This window comes from Ruminococcus bromii, from assembly GCF_928721825.1.
GTDB classification, from domain to species: domain Bacteria; phylum Bacillota; class Clostridia; order Oscillospirales; family Acutalibacteraceae; genus Ruminococcoides; species Ruminococcoides bromii.
This window is the reverse complement of the sequence record NZ_CAKMVP010000003.1, coordinates 1,551,643-1,569,444: the sequence shown is the minus strand read 5'-3', so window position 1 is coordinate 1,569,444 and position 17,802 is coordinate 1,551,643. Positions and strand designations below refer to the sequence as shown.

The window sequence follows — 17,802 nt, the reverse complement described above, 5'->3', positions numbered from 1 at the left end:
GGCGATGCGGTTGAATTTTATGCTCAAAAACGATAATAAAGTTTTAGAGATTCCGATTGTTAAAATCAGACCGAACAAAGCACAACCTCGCAAAACCTTTGATGAAACCGAACTTGCCGCTCTTTCCGCATCAATCAGCGAAAACGGTATCTTGCAGCCGCTTTCGGTGAGAAAAATCTCGGCTGCGGAGTATGAGCTTGTGGCAGGTGAACGCCGCCTTAGGGCTTCGGTTTTGGCAGGACTGCGAAAGGTGCCATGCATCGTTTTAAAGTGTTCAGAAAAAGAGTCAGCCATTTATGCTCTCCTTGAAAATCTCCAGCGCAGCGACCTCGGTATATTCGAGGAAGCTCGCGGGATTTCAAAGCTGATCAGGCGTTACGGTCTTACCCAAGAGGAAGCAGCGAACCGACTGGGGAAGAGTCAATCTACTATTGCAAATAAATTAAGACTTCTTCGTCTTACATATGAGGAACAGGAGTGGATTGTAAACGCCGGATTAACCGAAAGGCACGCAAGGGCTCTTTTGCGAATTGAAGATGACGCTTTAAGACATGAGGCTTTGTCAAAAATAATTTCGGAAAATCTCAACACAAGTCAGACTGATGAGCTCGTCGGCATTTTAATCAATTCTGTACCGAAAACAATAAAATCCAAAGGTACAAGCAAAGCGGTGATAAAAGACCTACGAATTTTTCTTAACACAATTAACAAGGCTATTGATACTATGCGTCTTGCAGGAATCGACGCACAATCAAACAAAAAAGACACAGACAATTTTATTGAATACACAATACGGATTCCCAAAAGACATCAAAAGCCAGACGCAGAAAAAACTGCTTAATTCACTTTCCGGAGGATGCGAAAGCATCCGTTCCACTCATACCCATTTCCTTATCTAAACCCCTTGCAAAGAGTCGCACAGAAATGTGCGGCTTTTTGCGTTATATAGTTTTTATTTTTTCGGTTACACAGGAAATGTTTCACGTGAAACATTTGTGTTTTGATTAGGAAAAAAAGTTGCCGCAAATCCCAAAAAATCTTTAAAATAGCTTTAAAAATGGTGTGCAGTATGATATAATTTTAGAGTAAAAGATATAAAAGTCATAAAAACAAAAGACAAGGTGATTTTTTGGCAAAAATAATTGCAGTATCAAACCAAAAGGGAGGTGTGGGGAAGACCACAACCTCCGTTAATCTTGCGGCTTGTCTGGGAAAAATGGGCAAGAAAACACTCCTTGTTGACGCTGATCCGCAGGGAAATGCCACAAGCGGTGTCGCCATTGATAAGAGCAAAGTAAAGTATTCAACCTATTCGATTCTTGTTGACGGTGCAAAGGCTGAGCAATGTGTTCTTACAACTCCGTATGACAATCTGCATATTCTTCCGTCAAGTCTTGATCTGGCTGCCGCAGAGCTTGAAATTGCGGAAAAACCGCACAGAGAGGCACTTCTAAAGAATGCCTTGCTCCCGATAAAGCAGTACTACGATTACATAATCATAGACTGTCCTCCGTCACTCGGACTTATTACGGCAAATGCATTGACGGTTGCCGACACATTCCTTGTGCCGATTCAATGCGAATATTATGCACTTGAGGGATTGTCACAGCTTATCAATACGGTACGAAGAATAAAAAGGCAGTACAACGAATCAATAGAGATTGAAGGCGTTTTGCTTACAATGTATGACGGACGACTTAATCTTACACAGCAGGTAGTAGATGAAGTGAAAAAATTCTTCCCACGAAAGGTTTTTAAAACCGTAATTCCGAGGGGAGTCAGGCTCTCCGAAGCACCAAGCTTTGGCATGCCCGTTATTTACTATGACAAATCCTGCAAGGGCAGTCAGGCATATATGACCCTTGCCGAAGAAATAGTCGGAAAGGAGAGAGGCTGATTTGGCAAAAAAACTCGGTGGCCTTGGAAAAGGTCTTAACGCAATATTTATAGAAAACGATTCCGAAACAGACGGCGGAACAGTAACACTCAAAATTTCGGAGATTGAACCGAACCGTACTCAGCCGAGAAAAGAATTTGACGAACAGGCTTTGTCGGAGCTTGCAGAGAGTATTTCACAGCACGGACTGTTACAGCCATTGCTTGTTCGTCCGCTCACACTCGGCGGTTATCAGATTGTGGCAGGCGAGAGAAGATACAGAGCAAGCCGTATGGCAGGTCTTACCGAAGTCCCTGTTATAATCAAGGAGCTTACCGATACCGAAACAATGGAGATTGCTCTTATTGAAAATCTTCAGCGTGAGGATTTAAGCCCCATTGAAGAAGCTCTCGGATACAAGGCACTTATTGATGAACACGGTTTTTCGCAGGAAGAGGTTGCAAAGTCGGTCGGAAAATCCCGTCCCGCAGTTGCAAACGCATTAAGACTCCTTAAACTTCCCGATAACATAATGGAATATCTGAAAGACGGCAAAATCTCGGCAGGTCATGCAAGAGCATTGCTTACGCTTGAGAACGAAGAGCTTATGACGGAGCTTGCAGATGAAATTGTGGCAAAAGACCTTTCGGTAAGACAGGTTGAAAAAATCTGCAAAAAAAAGCCGACAGTTCAGAAGGAAGAAAAGCCTGAGAAAAAGCCTTCGTTCTACAGTATGGTTGAGCTTGCACTGTCCGAAAGCCTTGGACGAAAAATCAGCGTTTCAAAGAGCAAGGGTAAACAGGGCGGCGTACTTCAAATTGAATTTTACTCTGATGAAGAACTCACAGAGCTTTCAAACAAACTTAAATAACATTACATAAAGAGGTATTTTAAAATGATAGATATTAAATTTTTAAGAGAAAATCCCGACGCAGTAAAAGAAAATATCAAAAAGAAGTTTCAAGACCACAAACTTCCGCTTGTTGATCAGGTAATTGAGCTTGATGAGCAGAGCAGAGCCGTTAAAAAACAGGCGGACGAGCTTCGTTCAAACAGAAACAAAATCTCAAAGCAGATTGGCGCTCTTATGGCTCAGGGCAAAAAAGAAGAGGGAATGGCTCTTAAAGAAGAGGTTACAAAGCAGGCAGAGCAGCTTGCAGAGCTTGAAAAGCAGGAGGCAGACCTTTCTGCAAAGGTAACAGAAATTATGATGCAGATTCCAAACATTATTGATCCGTCTGTTCCGATTGGTAAGGATGACAGTCAGAATGTTGAAATTGAGAAATTCGGCGATCCGTTTGTACCTGATTTTGAAATTCCTTATCACACAGAGATTATGGAAAAATTCAACGGCATCGACCTTGACTCTGCAAGAAAGGTTGCAGGTAACGGTTTCTATTATCTTATGGGCGACATTGCAAGACTTCACAGTGCAGTAATCGCATATGCCCGTGATTTTATGATTAACAGAGGCTTCACATACTGTGTACCTCCTTTTATGATCAGAAGTAATGTTGTAACAGGTGTTATGAGCTTTGCCGAGATGGATTCAATGATGTACAAGATTGAGGGCGAGGACCTTTATCTTATCGGCACAAGCGAACATTCAATGATTGGTAAGTTCATTGACACAATCAACAAGGAAGAAAATCTTCCTTACACTCTCACAAGTTATTCGCCTTGTTTCAGAAAAGAAAAGGGTGCTCACGGCATTGAGGAGAGAGGCGTTTACAGAATTCATCAGTTTGAAAAGCAGGAAATGATTGTTGTTTGTAAGCCTGAGGACAGCAAAATGTGGTTTGACAAGCTTTGGCAGAACACAGTTGACCTTTTCCGTTCAATGGATATTCCTGTTCGTACACTCGAATGTTGTTCGGGCGACCTTGCAGACCTCAAGGTTCGTTCACTTGATGTTGAAGCATGGTCACCCCGTCAGAAAAAATATTTTGAGGTTGGTTCATGTTCAAACCTCGGTGACGCACAGGCTCGCCGCCTTAAAATCAGGGTTGCAGGCGAGGATGGCAGGAAATACTTTGCACATACTCTTAACAACACGGTTGTTGCTCCTCCGAGAATGCTCATCGCATTCCTTGAGAACAACCTTAACGAGGACGGCACAATCAGGATTCCTGAGGTTCTTCGTCCTTATATGGGCGGTATGGAGGTTATTAAATAATCTTATGCAGCATCTGCCCAAAGTTCAGCAAACCATAGCAAATATTAAAACAAAATTATATTGACATTGTACCGTACAAATGGTATAATTTACCTTGCTAAAATCCCTTGAAAAAGGTAAACGGAGGTACTTATTATGAAACAGAGAAGTGTAGGTATTGCAATCCTTCTTTCAATCATCACTTGCGGTATTTACGGAATTTACTGGCTCATTATGCTCAATGACGAAACAAACTATGTTTCAGGTCATCAGCAGGACGGCACATCAGGCGGAGTCGTATTTCTGCTTACACTTGTAACTTGCGGTATTTACGGTTATTACTGGTGCTACAAGCAGGGCGAAAAGCTCAATGAAGCAAAGATGCAGAGAGGTATTATGGTTGATTCAAGTGCTTCGGTACTTTATCTTATACTTTCAATCGTTGGTCTTAGCATTGTTTCTTATGCTCTTATGCAGAGTGAGCTTAACAAGATGCTTCCTCCACAGTAATCAATGAAAAAAAGACTATTAAAATTTTCAACGGCTGCGATTATTTTGGTCGCAGCCGGTGTTTTATATTATTTAATTGTTTCGTTTACAGGCTTTGCAATTCCTTGTGTTTTTCGCAAAATAACGGGATTTTATTGCCCCGGCTGCGGTGTAACCGGTATGCTTACACATATTCTGCGGCTTGATTTTAAAGGTGCTTTTGAGTGCAATCAGGTTTTGTTTGTAATCTCACCGTTCATTCTCTATCTGCTCGGAAAAATGCTTTACGGCTACATAAGATACGGCAGGCTTACTCTGAAAAAATTTGACACGGTTCTCACATTTGTACTGATAGGAATACTGCTCGTTTTCGGAGTTGTGAGAAATCTCCCTCCCTTTGATTTTTTAAGACCGTACGGATAAGATGTTAATAACTTTCTGAAAATAAGAAATCCCCGAACATTTTTTGTGTTCGGGGATTGTTGTTATGATGTTACGAAAATACGAAAAATTTTCAACATTGAATCAACGGTGATTTATCACTTTAAATCACTGAAAGAAATTCTTGAGTATGTATCATTGTTGAGTGTAAGAGTGTCGCCGTCAACAGAGTATGTGTATTTATCTGTTGTTTTTTTGTCGGAGGTTGTGTATGTTGAAACAATTTTACCGTCTTTTGCCGTGTAGTTTGAAAACGCAAACATATAGTCAAAAAGGTTCTGATACATAATTCCGCTTTTGTCAAAGCAGAGATATTCGCCGCTGTCTGACATCCAGCAGCCGACAAGGTTTTCGTCAATTGATGCGTCTTTGTCGGGGGTGGGAATAAAGTCGGGATCGTCTGTTTTCTTGAGCGTTGAAACCGCCTTTGTATCCGTATTTGTCAGCTCGGCAGTTTTTTTGTCATCTGAAAGCTTATAGGTGTAAGTTCCGTTAAGACCGAAAACAAGCTTTGTGGTGAATGTCGGATTGTTGTCATCGTCGGTATCGTAGCTGTATTTGCCGAAATATCCCGAAGTTCCGCTTATAAGAACAGACTTGCCTTCTCCGTTGAACATATAGTAAAAATCCTTATACTGCGAACCCTCGCCTGCCGTAATCTGCCATATGCCAACAAGGTCGTCATCGGTATTTTCTTTGCATACATGAAGTGACCTTAAATCAAATGATTCATTTGAAGCGTTAGCTTTTGTCGGTTGTTTCGTTGTCTGTTCGGCTGTTGTCTGTACACTTGCAGTATCGGCAGTTGCGGAAGAACCTGCCGCGTCTGAACACGCTGTTGTAAATACGGCAATCGTGAGAGCCAAAAGACCCGATGAAATAATCTTTTTGAAATTCTGTTTTGTTATGTTCATTTTATACCTCTGTCATCACATAATAAGCCTGTTGTATAGAGCAAAATCAAATATGCATCAAAACAAGCGATACAATACTATTGTATAATTTACAGACAATATTGTCAATACAGAAAAATATACTAAAATCTGTCTGCAAAATTATACACCGGAATAAATTGACATATTAAAAGTGATGTTAGCAAATAGACAGTAAAACGGTTTTGGTTGTTTCAGGTATAGGAGAATTTTATTAAAAAAACAGGAAGGCACATAACCGTCATCGCTTTCGGTTGTGTGCCTTCTTCTTTTTTGTTAGGCTGTTTTTTCGCAGCCTATTATTCTTATACCTTGTGATTTTCTCTTAAATCCGTTCTCTTAATTTTTCCGCTTATTGTTTTTGGAAATTCATCTACAATTTCAAGGTGCTGAATCCACTTGTAGCTTGCCATACGCTTGTTGCAGAAGGTTTTGATTTCGTTTTCAAGCTCCTTGTTATGCGTCGTTCCGTCTGCCATCTTGACAATCGCCTTAATTGCCTGACCTCTGTCCTTATCAGGAACTCCTATAACAGCACATTCAAGCACATTCGGGTACTGCATAATAACATTTTCAACTTCAAACGGACCTACTCTGAAGCCTCTTGTTTTGATGAGATCATCGGCTCTGCCGACATACCAGAAATATCCGTTCTCATCCTTATATGCGGTGTCACCCGTGTGATAAACACCGTGCCGCCACACCTTTTCGTACAATTCTTCATTGTTATAGTATGTGATGAAAATTCCGTGCTGTTTTCTGTCCTTTGGAGGAAATACAACAACCTCGCCGACCTTTCCTTGCTTAACCTCGTTGCACTCATCGTCAACAATGCGGACATCATACAGCGGAGTAGGCTTGCCCATTGAGCCTGCAACAGCCTTATCGCCCTTGAGGTTTGCAAGCATAAGAACAGATTCTGTCTGACCGAAGCCCTCACAAAGTTCAATTCCTGTTTGCTCATGCACCTTTTCAAAAACTTCATTGTTAAGTGCCTCGCCTGCTGTCGTAAGGTGAGAAAGTGCAGAAAGGTCGTACTTGTCCATACCTCTTTTGATGAAGTATCTGTAAACTGTCGGCGGTGCGCAGAAGGTTGTAACCTTGTATTTTTCCATTATACGCAAAAGCTTGCCCGGAGAGAATTTGTCAAAGTCATAGACCATAACGGCAGAACCGCAGAGCCATTGACCGTAGATTTTGCCCCATGACGCTTTTGCCCAGCCTGTTTCGGCAACGGTGAGGTGAAGTCCGCCGTCTTTTACACATTGCCAGTATTTTGCCGTGATGATGTGTCCGAGTGTGTAGATATGATTGTGTTCAACAGCCTTAGGATAGCCTGTTGTGCCTGAGGTAAAGTAAATTACCATAGGCTCTTCTGCTTTTGTTTCAACTCTTTCAAGGGTATCGGGAGCGTTTTCAACCTCTTCGGTAAAATCAATCGCACCGAAAATCTGCTTTCTCGGAACAAAAACGGTTTCAAGCGTGTTCGGCTGAGATGCAACCGCAAGAATATCTTCGGCGGTAGTTTCATCGGGAGTGCAGACAGCTGCCTTTATCCCTGCCGTGTTTACGCGATATGAAATGTCGCTTTGAGTCAGAAGATTTGTTGCGGGAATAATAACCGCACCCAGCTTGTGGAGTGCAGGGGCAACATACCAGTATTCGTAGTTTCGTTTCAGAATAACAAGAACCTTGTCGCCTTTTTTAATGCCGTGATTTCTGAAAACATTTGCAGCCTTGTTGCTCAGTCTGCTGATGTCGGAGTATGTGAAAATCTTTTCCTCTTTTTCGGGATTTGTCCACACAACTGCCGTGTCATTCGGCACAAGTTCTGCCATTTTGTCAACAACATCATAGCCAAAATTATAGTTTTCGGGAAACACAAGTTCAAAACTTGTCAGTTTTCCGTTTTCGTCGGTAGTTTCTTTACAGAAATTTTTGTATAACTGCATTTTTTACATCCTTATTTAAGTCGTTTTTTTGGTTTGCTTTTTCAATTAATATTGTATAACACAAACCCTTTTCTATACAATACCGCCCATTATGAAAAAACACGGACTAAAATTTATAATTATTCATCCACGGAATGTAGCTATCCAAATTTGCATAACACTATCCGCATATCAGTATATTGTGGATAACAGGAGCAAATTATTAACATTTTCAACACATTTATTCACATATCGTTTCACGGAGTTGAAAGCCGTAAATCTGAATATTATACAGTTTTTGAACGGCAGAACGGTGTGATGATACCCTGTTCTACAAATTTGCTTTTTTGCTTGCAATCGGATAAATAAAATATTATAATATAGGTTACAGTCTTGTTTCAAAAAGGTAACAGACTGACAGAGTTAAAGAGAATAAAGAAATAAAAATATAAAACAAAACATTTCAGAGGGAGAAATATATATGAGAATAGTTGTTCTTGCAGGCGGACTGAGCACAGAGCGTGAAGTTTCAATTTCATCAGGCACACTTGTTGCCGAGGCTCTCAGAAGCAAGGGACACGAGGTTGTTTTGCTTGATGTATTTATGGGCTATGAGGAAAACATCTGTGACATTGACGCACTTTTCAAGCAGAACTACAGCTTTACCGACGGAAATTCAATCGGTGACGATGTTGAAAATACAATCACAAATATCAAAGAGGCAAAGGAAAATCGCCTTGACAAAACATCACGCTATATCGGCAGAAATGTAATTGAAATCTGCGCCGAGGCAGACATCACCTTTCTTGCACTTCACGGCGGTGAGGGTGAAAACGGTCAGTTACAGGCAACGCTTGATTTGTTCGGAATCAAGTACACAGGTTCGGGATATCTCGGTTCTGCGCTTGCAATGAACAAAGGTCTTACAAAGAGCGTGTTTATGCAGAAGAATATCAACACTCCGTCAGGTGAACTTTACAAGAACGAAAAGGACGCTCTTGCATGGAATATGTTCCCGTGCATCGTTAAGCCCTGCTCGGGCGGTTCAAGCGTAGGCGTTTCAAAGGTTGAGAATGCAGATCAGTATAAAAAGGCTGTTAAAGAGGCTCTCAAATATGAGGACGAAATTGTTGTTGAGCAGTTCGTAACAGGCAGAGAATTTTCCGTCGGTCTTATCGGCGGCAAGGCACTTCCGCCGATTGAGATTGCTCCTAAGTCGGGAATGTACGATTATGCCGCAAAATATCAGGCAGGCGCAACAGTTGAAACCTGTCCGGCAGACATTGATGAAGAAACCGACAAAAAGCTCCGTGATGCCGCAACAGAGGCATACGAGGCACTTCACCTTGAAAGCTATGCACGAATCGACTTCCTTCTTGACAAGGGCGGTTTTACATACTGCCTCGAGGCAAACACTCTTCCGGGTATGACTCCCACAAGTCTTCTTCCTCAGGAGGCGGCTGTTGAGGGTATAAGCTATCCCGATTTGTGCGAAAAGATTATTGAAATTTCACTTGCAAAATATCCCGAAGAAAAATCTGATTTTTAATAAGAGGTTAGTATGAAAGACTTTACTCTTGCCAAAATTGCAAAGGCTTGCAACGGCGAATATGTCGGCGACGAATCGCTTAAAAACACAAAAATAACCTCTGTTGAGCGTGACAGCCGACAGGTGAAGAACGGAAGTCTGTTTCTTGCCATAAAGGGCGAGCGTGTTGACGGTCACGATTTTATCGAAAAATGCTTTGCACAGGGTGCTGTGTGTGCATTGTGCGAGAAAGCTCCCGAAAATGCGACAAAGCCTTGCATTGTCGTTTCATCAACACTTGATGCCGTTAAGAAAATCGGCAGGGTATACAGAGAAAAATTCGACATTCCCGTTATCGGAATTTCGGGCAGCGTCGGAAAAACATCTACAAAAGAAATGCTCTATGCAGTTCTTTCACAGAGGTTCAAGACCCACAAAACACAAGGCAATCTCAATAACGAGCTTGGTGTTCCGCTGACACTTCTTTCAATGCCCGAGGATACCGAGGCGGCTGTTATCGAAATGGGTATTTCCGATTTCGGTGAAATGACAAGACTTTCCGAAATGGTTCAGCCCACAATCTGCGTGCTTACAATTATCGGCGAATGTCATCTTGAAAATCTCGGCGACCGTGACGGTGTTCTCAAGGCTAAAACAGAAATGTTCAAAAATGCCCGTGAAAATGCAGATTTCATTCTTAACGGCGATGATGATAAGCTTTCAACCGTTAAGACGGTAAACGGCAAAAAGCCTGTTTTCTTCGGACTTGACGCAAAGAACGATTTTTACGCAAAGAATATAAAAAACAGCGGTGACGGCAAGGTTCTTGCAACACTCTGTTTTGACAATAATAATATTGATGTTGAAATTCCTGCAATCGGCACATATATGGTGACGAATGCTCTTGCGGCTGCTGCCGCAGGCAAGCTTCTCGGACTTACCGATGAAGAAATTGCAAACGGTGTTGCCTCGTACAAAACAGTAGGCAGTCGTGCCAATGTTATCAATACAGGCAAAATCAAAATCATTGACGATTGCTACAACGCAAATCCGACATCTGTCAGGGCATCTCTTGACACACTTTCAAACCTTGACGGCAGAAAGGTTGCAATCCTCGGCGATATGAAGGAGCTCGGAAGTGAGGAGTTGAAACTCCACTTTGACACGGGTGTTTATGCAAAATCAAAGGATATCGGTAAGGTCATAACCATAGGCGAGCTTGCAAAGGAGCTTGCAAAGGGTGCAGACGGCAAAGCGTTTGACACAATCGAAGATGCAAAACCCGAAATTCTTAAAACAATTAAAAGCGGAGATGTTGTGCTTGTTAAGGCATCACATTCAATGCAGTTTGAAAACATTGTTGAGTTTCTCAAACAGAATTTTTGATTTACCGCAAAAAAATGTTGACAAATCAAAAATACAGTCATATAATTGTCTTATAAAGAAAAAACCTGTGAGCAAGAATAGTAGGTTTTTCCAAAGCTTTCAGAGAGTCAGCGGTTGGTGTAAGCTGACAGCAGAGGATTTGCCGAATGGACTTGTGAGGGCGGGCCGAAAGCCTTTTGGCAAGTAGTTTCCGACGGAGCTCAACCGTTAAAGTGAGAGGCATATGTTAGTATGCTGTTAAAGCGGGCGTTTATCGTCAATTTGGGTGGTACCGCAGAAGTTGATTTTTCAAGACTTTTGTCCCTTGAGGGGACAGAAGTCTTTTTTGTTTATGTTTAAAACTTTTACCAAAGAAAGGTTGGTGTACGATGATTAAACCGTCTTATGATGAGGTGTTGAACCTCAAGGACAATTACAGCGTTATTCCGATTTATAAGGAAATCTACGCTGACGCATTTACCCCGATTAACCTGCTCAGAAAAATTGCAGGAAAATCCGACAAATTCTTTCTTCTTGAAAGTATCGAGGGCGGTGAAAAGTGGGCAAGGTATTCATTCATCGGATTCAACCCCAAGGCAAGGCTTTCGTACAAAAACGGAACTCTCACGGTTACGGGCGAGGGTGCAAGAGTTGTTAAAACAGCAAAGCCGTATGACGCTCTCCGTAAGTATCTTGCCGATTACAAAACTCCGCATTTCAAAGACATTCCGCCGTTCACAGGCGGTCTTGTCGGCTATTTCGGTTACGCAATGATTTCTGTTGCAGAGCCTGTTTTAAAGCTCAAAAGAGGAGATACAAACGATTTTGATATGATGCTTTTCGACAAGATTATAGCCTACGATCATCTTAAAGAAAAAATCATTATCATTGTTAATATGAAAACAAACGACACCAAGGCGCAGTATGAACTTGCCAAAAAGGATATTGCAGAGATAATTTCGACAATCACATCTTCCGAACCCCTTCCAAAGCTTGAGAGTGACGGGAATGTTGAATTTACAAGCACATATTCAAAAGAAGAATTCTGCAAAATGGTTGAGAAAACCAAGGAGTACATCTTTGACGGCGACATCTTCCAATGTGTTGTTTCAAGAAGATTTGAGGCGGATTACAAAAATTCCCTCATCAATGCATACAGAGTGCTGAGAAGTACGAACCCGTCACCTTATATGGTTTATATGTCAATTGACGGTGACGAGATTATAAGCACCTCTCCCGAAACACTTGTAAAGCTTCAGAACGGAGTACTTAACACATTCCCGATTGCAGGTTCTCGTCCGAGAGGTAAAACAGATACAGAGGACAATGCCCTTGCAGACGAGCTTATCCACGATGAAAAGGAGCTTGCAGAGCATAATATGCTCGTTGACCTCGGACGAAACGACATCGGAAAAATCTCCGAATTCAATTCGGTTAAGGTTACAAAATATCAGGAGGTTCTCCGCTATTCAAAGATAATGCACATTTGCAGTGAGGTTGAGGGCAAGCTCAAGGACGGTCTTGACGCTTTTGATGCAATCGAATCCCTCCTCCCTGCCGGCACACTTTCGGGCGCTCCGAAAATCAGAGCCTGTGAAATCATTGAAGAACTTGAAAGAACTCCCCGAGGTGTCTACGGCGGAGCGCTCGGATATGTTGATTTCAACGGCAACCTCGACACCTGTATCGCTATCAGAATGGCGGTCAAGAAAAACGACAAGGTTTATGTTCAGGCAGGCGCAGGCATTGTAGCCGACAGCGTTCCCGAAAGCGAATACGAGGAAACCTACAACAAGGCTCTTGCTGTTATGAATGCAGTTAAAAATGCAGGGGAGGTAAACGCTTTATGATACTTTTTATTGATAACTACGACAGCTTTACCTACAATCTTGTGCAGTTCTGCGGCAGCGTAAATCCCGATATCAAGGTTGTAAGAAACGATGAAATAACAGTTGACGAAATCAAAAAGCTTGTTCCCTCCCACATTATCCTTTCGCCCGGCCCCGGTTATCCTAAAGACGCCGGAATATGTGAGGCGGTTATAAAGGAGCTTGCAGGACAGTTTCCGATTCTCGGTATCTGCCTCGGTCATCAGGCAATATGCGAGGTTTACGGTGCAACAATCGCCCACGCAATAAAGCTTATGCACGGCAAAAAGAGCGATATCATTGTTGATACGGACAAGAAAATTTTTAACGGACTTCCAAAGGTTGTTGAGGGTGCAAGGTATCATTCGTTGATTGCGAAAAGAGATACGGTTCCCGACACACTCGAGGTAATCGCAGAAGACCGTGACGGCGAGGTTATGGGAGTAAAGCACAAGGATTTTGAGCTTTACGGATTGCAGTTCCACCCCGAATCAATTCTCACCTCACACGGTATGGAAATGATAAAGAATTTTATTACACTTTGCAAATAACACGGAAAGGATTGAAGTTTTATGATTAAAGAGGCAATAAAAAAGTTGGTTGCAGGCAATGACCTCACTTTTGATGAGGCGGCACAGGTTATGGACGAAATGTTCTCAGGCACAGCAACGCAGTCGCAGATGGCGGCATATCTCACAGCCTTGAGAATCAAGGGTGAAACAATTGATGAAATTACCGCAAGCGCACAGGTTATGAGAGAAAAAGCACTCCACATCAAGCCTAACCGTGATGTACTCGATATTGTCGGCACAGGCGGCGACGGTACAGGCACATTCAATATTTCAACAACAGCGGCATTTATAATTGCCGCCGCAGGAATCCCCGTTGCAAAGCACGGCAACCGTTCAATGTCAAGCAAAAGCGGTTCGGCAGACTGTCTTGAACAGCTCGGAATCAACATCAACATCACTCCCGAAAAGAGCGAAGAGGTTCTTAACAAAGCAGGCATCTGCTTTATGTTTGCACAGGGCTACCATTCATCAATGAAGTATGTAGGTCCTGTCCGTAAGGAAATCGGAATCAGGAACATTTTCAATGTTCTCGGACCTCTCACAAACCCTGCAGGCGCAGACCTTCAGGTAACAGGTGTGTATTCTGAGGCTCTTGTTGAGCCGACCGCACAGGTTTTCTCAAACCTCGGTGTTAAGAAAGGCTATGTTTTCTACGGCATGGACGGCATGGACGAGGTTACTCTCACAACAACAACAAAGGTTTGTGAGATTGACAACGGCAAGTTCAACACATTCATTCTCAATCCCGAAGATTACGGTCTTAAACTTTGTGCACCCGAGGATCTTGCAGGCGGTGACGGCAAAGAAAATGCTGAAATCACAAAAGAAATTCTCAGCGGTGAAATTAAGGACGCAAAGCGTGATATCGTTGTTCTCAATGCCGCACTCGGACTTTGCACAGGCGGCAAGGCAGATTCAATTCAGGACGGCATAAAGCTTGCAAACGAAATTATCGACAGCGGCAAGGCTTATGCAAAGATTGAAGAATTTGCAAAGGCTTCCAACGAATAAAGGTGACACAATGATACTTGAAACAATTGCAGATGCAAACAGAGTAAGATATGAAGAAATCGAAAAGCAAGTTCCGCTTGAAGTGATAAAGCAAAAAGCACTTTCAATGGAAACAGACAATGAATTTCCGTTTGAAAAGGCGCTTGCGGGCAAGGACATTTCATTTATATGCGAGGTCAAAAAAGCGTCCCCGTCAAAGGGAATTATCGCAGAGGATTTTCCCTATGTTCAGATTGCCAAGGATTATGAAAATGCAGGCGCAAGTGCAATTTCAGTTTTGACAGAACCGAAGTGGTTCAAGGGTGAAAATGCTTTTCTTGAAGAAATTTCAAAGAATGTAAAAATTCCGCTTTTGAGAAAAGATTTCACAGTTTGTGAATATCAGATTTATGAGGCAAAGACAATCGGTGCGTCAGCCGTACTGCTTATCTGCTCGCTTCTTGACACGGACACAATCAGAAGATGGATTAAGCTTTGCGACTCTCTCGGACTTTCGGCTCTTGTTGAGGCTCACACAGCCGATGAGGTGTATTCCGCAATTGCTGCAGGAGCAAGAGTTATTGGTGTAAACAACCGAAATCTTCGTGACTTCACGGTGGACATAAATAACTGCACAAAGCTCCGTGAGCTTGTTCCAAACAACATTATTTTTGTTGCCGAAAGCGGAATCAAAACACGGGATGACATCAAGGTGCTTGAAAACGCAGGAGTAAACGCAGTTCTCATAGGTGAAACCCTTATGAGAAATCCCGACAAAAAAGCCGCACTTGACGAATTGTCGGGCAGAAAATAAAAAATTGATTTATTAGCCGTGTGCAAAGCACACCAATGATATAAAAGTAATTAAGGGGAATCAAGATGACAAAAGGAAAATTCGGTATTCACGGCGGACAGTTCGTTCCCGAAACGCTGATGAATGCTATCAATGAATTTGAAGAGGCATACAACAGGTACAAGGATGATCCCGAGTTTGTTGCAGAACTCGACACACTTATGCGTGAATACGCAGGCAGACCGTCACTTCTCTATTATGCCGAAAAAATGACAAAAGACCTCGGCGGTGCAAAGATTTATCTCAAGCGTGAGGACTTGAACCACACAGGTTCACACAAGCTCAATAACTGCCTCGGTCAGTGCCTTCTTGCAAAGAGAATGGGCAAAACAAGAGTTATTGCCGAAACAGGCGCAGGTCAGCACGGTGTTGCAACGGCAACCGTAGCCGCACTTTTAGGACTTGAATGTGAAATCTTTATGGGCAAAGAGGATACAATCCGTCAGGCTCTCAATGTTTACAGAATGAAGCTTCTCGGTGCAAAGGTCAATGCCGTTGAAACAGGCACAATGACTCTTAAAGATGCCGTAAACGAGGCAATGCGTGAATGGACAAACAGGGTTTCCGACACACACTATGTTCTCGGCTCGGTAATGGGACCGCACCCGTTCCCGACTGTTGTCCGTGATTTTCAAAGCGTAATCGGCAAGGAAATCAAGTCACAGATGCTTGAAAAGGAAGGCAGACTTCCCGATGTTGTTATGGCTTGCGTAGGCGGCGGAAGCAACGCAATGGGCGCTTTCTATGAGTTTATCAAGGATGAAAATGTAAAGCTTATCGGCTGTGAGGCCGCAGGCCTTGGCACAGACACTCCAAAAACTGCCGCTACAATCGCGACAGGCACACTCGGAATCTTCCACGGTATGAAGTCGTACTTCTGTCAGAACGAATACGGTCAGATTGCTCCCGTATATTCAATTTCGGCAGGTCTTGACTACCCCGGTATCGGTCCCGAACACGCAAACCTTGCTGACACGGGCAGAGCAAGCTATGTTCCCGTTACAGACGAAGAGGCTGTAAACGCATTTGAATATCTTTCGAGAACAGAGGGTATCATCCCTGCAATTGAAAGCGCACACGCAGTTGCACATTGTATAAAAATTGCCCCGACAATGGACAAAGACAAGATTATCGTAGTCAACCTTTCGGGCAGAGGCGACAAGGATGTTGCGGCTATCGCAAGATACAGAGGGGAGGATCTCCATGACTGATATTAAATCTGCATTTCAAAACGGCAAGGCATTCATCCCGTTTGTAACAGCGGGTGATCCCGATCTTGAAACAACAGAAAAGCTTCTTATTGAAATGAGCAAAAACGGTGCCGATATCATCGAAATCGGTATTCCGTTTTCAGACCCGATTGCCGAGGGTGTTGTAATTCAGGAGGCTGACCTCCGTTCTCTTTCGGCAGGTACAACAACAGATAAAATCTTTGATATGGTAAAGCGTATCCGTCCGCAGATTGACGCCGTTCTTGCCGTTATGACCTATATGAATCCGATTTTCGTATATGGTACGGAAAGGTTTATGGCAAAGTGTCAGGAGTGCGGAATCTCCGCAGTTATCGTTCCCGACACACCGTATGAAGAAAAGCACGAGCTTACCGATTACAGCGGAAAATACGGCATTGATGTAATTTCTCTCATCGCTCCTACATCTCACGAGAGAATCAAGATGATTGCAAAAGAGGCAGAGGGCTTTGTTTACTGCGTTTCATCAATGGGCGTTACAGGCGTAAGAAGTGAAATCACAACCGATGTTGGCGAAATGGTAAGACTTGTTAAGTCAGTAAAGGATATTCCGTGCGCAATCGGTTTCGGCATTTCAACTCCGGAGCAGGCAAAGAAAATGAGCGAAAGTGCAGACGGTGTTATCGTTGGTTCTGCAATCGTGAAAATTATTGCAAAGTACGGCAAAGACAGCGTTAAGCCTGTTTGCGACTATGTTAAAAGTATGAAGGAAGCGATTTCGTGAGTACACTCGAAGAACTTCAAAGCGTAATTGACAAAAGCAAAAGAATAGTATTTTTCGGCGGTGCGGGAGTTTCGACAGAAAGCGGAATTCCCGACTTCCGAAGTGTTGACGGCCTGTACAATCAAAAGTACGATTATCCGCCCGAGCAGATTCTCAGCCACACATTTTTTGTTCACAAAACAAGCGAGTTCTTCCGCTTTTACCGTGACAAAATGCTCTGCCTTGACAAAAAGCCGAACAAGGCGCACTATAAGCTTGCAGAGCTTGAAAAGGCGGGAAAGCTTTCGGCTGTTGTCACCCAGAACATTGACGGACTTCATCAGGCGGCAGGCAGTAAGCGTGTTTATGAGCTGCACGGAAGTGTTCTTCGCAACTACTGCACAAAGTGCGGCATGTTCTATGATGCAGAGTTTATCAAGAACTCTGCCGATATTCCCAAATGTACTTGTGGAGGTATCATAAAACCCGATGTTGTGCTTTATGAAGAGGGACTTGACGACAGCACGGTAACGGGTGCGGTCAACGCAATTTCAAAGGCTGACACGCTGATTATTGCCGGCACAAGCCTCACGGTCTATCCGGCGGCCGGGTTTATCCGCTACTTCGGCGGCGATAATCTTGTGCTTATCAACCGTGATCCCACCCCAATGGACAAGAACGCAAATCTTGTGTTCCGTGAAAAAGTGGGAGAATTGCTTGACAAAATTATCGTAAACATATAAAATTTATGCGGCGGGGAAATTTCTGTTATTTTTCTGTTACAGCATATAGATGAATGAAAAAATCAATACACAAGATGTTGTTGCGGAACAGAGAAAACCGATAAAA

General features: G+C 42.9%; 17 protein-coding genes and 1 other annotated feature. Of the genes, 15 read left to right on the top strand and 2 right to left on the bottom strand.

Going from position 1 to position 17,802, the window contains the following annotated elements; genetic code table 11:
* Nucleotides 1-19: 19 nt before the first annotated feature.
* The 6 genes from QDI94_RS07845 to QDI94_RS07820 all read left to right on the top strand — a co-directional run bounded on the left by QDI94_RS07845 (nucleotide 20) and on the right by QDI94_RS07820 (nucleotide 4,943).
* On the top strand, nucleotides 20-841 hold the full coding sequence (locus tag QDI94_RS07845) for a ParB/RepB/Spo0J family partition protein (RefSeq protein ID WP_278474780.1): 822 nt from the start codon (nucleotides 20-22) through the stop codon (nucleotides 839-841).
* 288 nt (nucleotides 842-1,129) lie between these two features.
* The gene (locus QDI94_RS07840) at nucleotides 1,130-1,897 is read left to right on the top strand and encodes a ParA family protein (RefSeq protein WP_101028299.1); all 768 of its coding nucleotides are present in this window, start codon (nucleotides 1,130-1,132) and stop codon (nucleotides 1,895-1,897) included.
* Between the two features lies 1 nt (nucleotide 1,898).
* Nucleotides 1,899-2,747 (top strand): ParB/RepB/Spo0J family partition protein, encoded by an 849-nt coding sequence (locus QDI94_RS07835; RefSeq protein ID WP_278868197.1) that lies wholly within the window; start codon nucleotides 1,899-1,901, stop codon nucleotides 2,745-2,747.
* Nucleotides 2,748-2,771: 24 nt separating this feature from the next.
* Nucleotides 2,772-4,052, top strand: coding sequence for a serine--tRNA ligase (gene serS, locus QDI94_RS07830; protein WP_101028297.1), 1,281 nt, complete (start codon nucleotides 2,772-2,774; stop codon nucleotides 4,050-4,052).
* Nucleotides 4,053-4,187: 135 nt separating this feature from the next.
* Entirely contained in the window at nucleotides 4,188-4,541 is a 354-nt protein-coding gene (locus QDI94_RS07825) for a DUF4234 domain-containing protein (protein WP_101028296.1), read from the top strand.
* A 3-nt stretch (nucleotides 4,542-4,544) separates the two neighbouring features.
* Nucleotides 4,545-4,943, top strand: a complete 399-nt coding sequence (locus QDI94_RS07820; protein WP_101028295.1) for a DUF2752 domain-containing protein — start codon at nucleotides 4,545-4,547, stop codon at nucleotides 4,941-4,943.
* Between the two features lie 116 nt (nucleotides 4,944-5,059).
* Here the strand turns inward: QDI94_RS07820 and QDI94_RS07815 are convergent, their stop codons facing one another.
* Nucleotides 5,060-5,875 (bottom strand): hypothetical protein, encoded by an 816-nt coding sequence (locus QDI94_RS07815; protein ID WP_278868195.1) that lies wholly within the window; start codon nucleotides 5,873-5,875, stop codon nucleotides 5,060-5,062.
* A gap of 323 nt (nucleotides 5,876-6,198) precedes the next feature.
* Entirely contained in the window at nucleotides 6,199-7,845 is a 1,647-nt protein-coding gene (locus QDI94_RS07810; protein WP_278868193.1) for an AMP-binding protein, read from the bottom strand.
* A gap of 460 nt (nucleotides 7,846-8,305) precedes the next feature.
* Here QDI94_RS07810 and QDI94_RS07805 point away from each other — a divergent pair, with 460 nt between their 5' ends.
* The 9 genes from QDI94_RS07805 (at nucleotide 8,306) to QDI94_RS07765 (ending at nucleotide 17,696) form a co-directional block, all read left to right on the top strand.
* On the top strand, nucleotides 8,306-9,373 hold the full coding sequence (locus tag QDI94_RS07805) for a D-alanine--D-alanine ligase family protein (protein ID WP_015523043.1): 1,068 nt from the start codon (nucleotides 8,306-8,308) through the stop codon (nucleotides 9,371-9,373).
* A 12-nt stretch (nucleotides 9,374-9,385) separates the two neighbouring features.
* Complete coding sequence (locus QDI94_RS07800; protein WP_278868190.1) at nucleotides 9,386-10,738, top strand: UDP-N-acetylmuramoyl-tripeptide--D-alanyl-D-alanine ligase; 1,353 nt, start codon at nucleotides 9,386-9,388, stop codon at nucleotides 10,736-10,738.
* Nucleotides 10,739-10,796: 58 nt separating this feature from the next.
* Nucleotides 10,797-11,046: a binding site (T-box leader), on the top strand.
* Nucleotides 11,047-11,106: 60 nt separating this feature from the next.
* Nucleotides 11,107-12,567: an anthranilate synthase component I gene (gene trpE / locus QDI94_RS07795; protein WP_278868188.1), complete on the top strand. Its 1,461-nt coding sequence runs from the start codon at nucleotides 11,107-11,109 to the stop codon at nucleotides 12,565-12,567.
* Nucleotides 12,564-13,136 carry an anthranilate synthase component II gene (locus QDI94_RS07790; RefSeq protein ID WP_278868186.1) on the top strand — a complete coding sequence of 191 codons (573 nt, stop codon included), beginning with the start codon at nucleotides 12,564-12,566 and terminating at the stop codon, nucleotides 13,134-13,136. The genes trpE and QDI94_RS07790 overlap by 4 nt, the downstream gene beginning before the upstream one ends.
* 21 nt (nucleotides 13,137-13,157) lie before the next feature.
* Nucleotides 13,158-14,168, top strand: a complete 1,011-nt coding sequence (gene trpD / locus QDI94_RS07785) for an anthranilate phosphoribosyltransferase (protein ID WP_278474794.1) — start codon at nucleotides 13,158-13,160, stop codon at nucleotides 14,166-14,168.
* Between the two features lie 10 nt (nucleotides 14,169-14,178).
* Nucleotides 14,179-14,961 carry an indole-3-glycerol phosphate synthase TrpC gene (gene trpC, locus QDI94_RS07780; RefSeq protein ID WP_278868185.1) on the top strand — a complete coding sequence of 261 codons (783 nt, stop codon included), beginning with the start codon at nucleotides 14,179-14,181 and terminating at the stop codon, nucleotides 14,959-14,961.
* 65 nt (nucleotides 14,962-15,026) lie between these two features.
* Nucleotides 15,027-16,211 (top strand): tryptophan synthase subunit beta, encoded by a 1,185-nt coding sequence (gene trpB, locus QDI94_RS07775; protein ID WP_021883852.1) that lies wholly within the window; start codon nucleotides 15,027-15,029, stop codon nucleotides 16,209-16,211.
* A complete protein-coding gene (gene trpA, locus QDI94_RS07770) occupies nucleotides 16,204-16,974 on the top strand; it encodes a tryptophan synthase subunit alpha (protein ID WP_117519520.1) in 771 nt (256 codons plus the stop codon). The genes trpB and trpA overlap by 8 nt, the downstream gene beginning before the upstream one ends.
* Entirely contained in the window at nucleotides 16,971-17,696 is a 726-nt protein-coding gene (locus QDI94_RS07765; RefSeq protein WP_278868182.1) for an NAD-dependent protein deacylase, read from the top strand. The genes trpA and QDI94_RS07765 overlap by 4 nt, the downstream gene beginning before the upstream one ends.
* Nucleotides 17,697-17,802 lie beyond the last annotated feature (106 nt).

Excerpts from the sequence above, each read along its gene's own strand:
- QDI94_RS07845 (WP_278474780.1), top strand. The coding sequence starts at position 20 with ATGCTCAAAAACGATAATAAAGTTTTAGAGATTCCGATTGTTAAAATC.
- serS (WP_101028297.1), top strand. The coding sequence starts at position 2,772 with ATGATAGATATTAAATTTTTAAGAGAAAATCCCGACGCAGTAAAAGAA.
- QDI94_RS07825 (WP_101028296.1), top strand. The coding sequence starts at position 4,188 with ATGAAACAGAGAAGTGTAGGTATTGCAATCCTTCTTTCAATCATCACT.
- QDI94_RS07820 (WP_101028295.1), top strand. The coding sequence starts at position 4,545 with ATGAAAAAAAGACTATTAAAATTTTCAACGGCTGCGATTATTTTGGTC.
- QDI94_RS07815 (WP_278868195.1), bottom strand. The coding sequence starts at position 5,875 with ATGAACATAACAAAACAGAATTTCAAAAAGATTATTTCATCGGGTCTT.
- QDI94_RS07810 (WP_278868193.1), bottom strand. The coding sequence starts at position 7,845 with ATGCAGTTATACAAAAATTTCTGTAAAGAAACTACCGACGAAAACGGA.
- QDI94_RS07805 (WP_015523043.1), top strand. The coding sequence starts at position 8,306 with ATGAGAATAGTTGTTCTTGCAGGCGGACTGAGCACAGAGCGTGAAGTT.
- QDI94_RS07800 (WP_278868190.1), top strand. The coding sequence starts at position 9,386 with ATGAAAGACTTTACTCTTGCCAAAATTGCAAAGGCTTGCAACGGCGAA.
- trpE (WP_278868188.1), top strand. The coding sequence starts at position 11,107 with ATGATTAAACCGTCTTATGATGAGGTGTTGAACCTCAAGGACAATTAC.
- QDI94_RS07790 (WP_278868186.1), top strand. The coding sequence starts at position 12,564 with ATGATACTTTTTATTGATAACTACGACAGCTTTACCTACAATCTTGTG.
- trpD (WP_278474794.1), top strand. The coding sequence starts at position 13,158 with ATGATTAAAGAGGCAATAAAAAAGTTGGTTGCAGGCAATGACCTCACT.
- trpC (WP_278868185.1), top strand. The coding sequence starts at position 14,179 with ATGATACTTGAAACAATTGCAGATGCAAACAGAGTAAGATATGAAGAA.
- trpB (WP_021883852.1), top strand. The coding sequence starts at position 15,027 with ATGACAAAAGGAAAATTCGGTATTCACGGCGGACAGTTCGTTCCCGAA.
- trpA (WP_117519520.1), top strand. The coding sequence starts at position 16,204 with ATGACTGATATTAAATCTGCATTTCAAAACGGCAAGGCATTCATCCCG.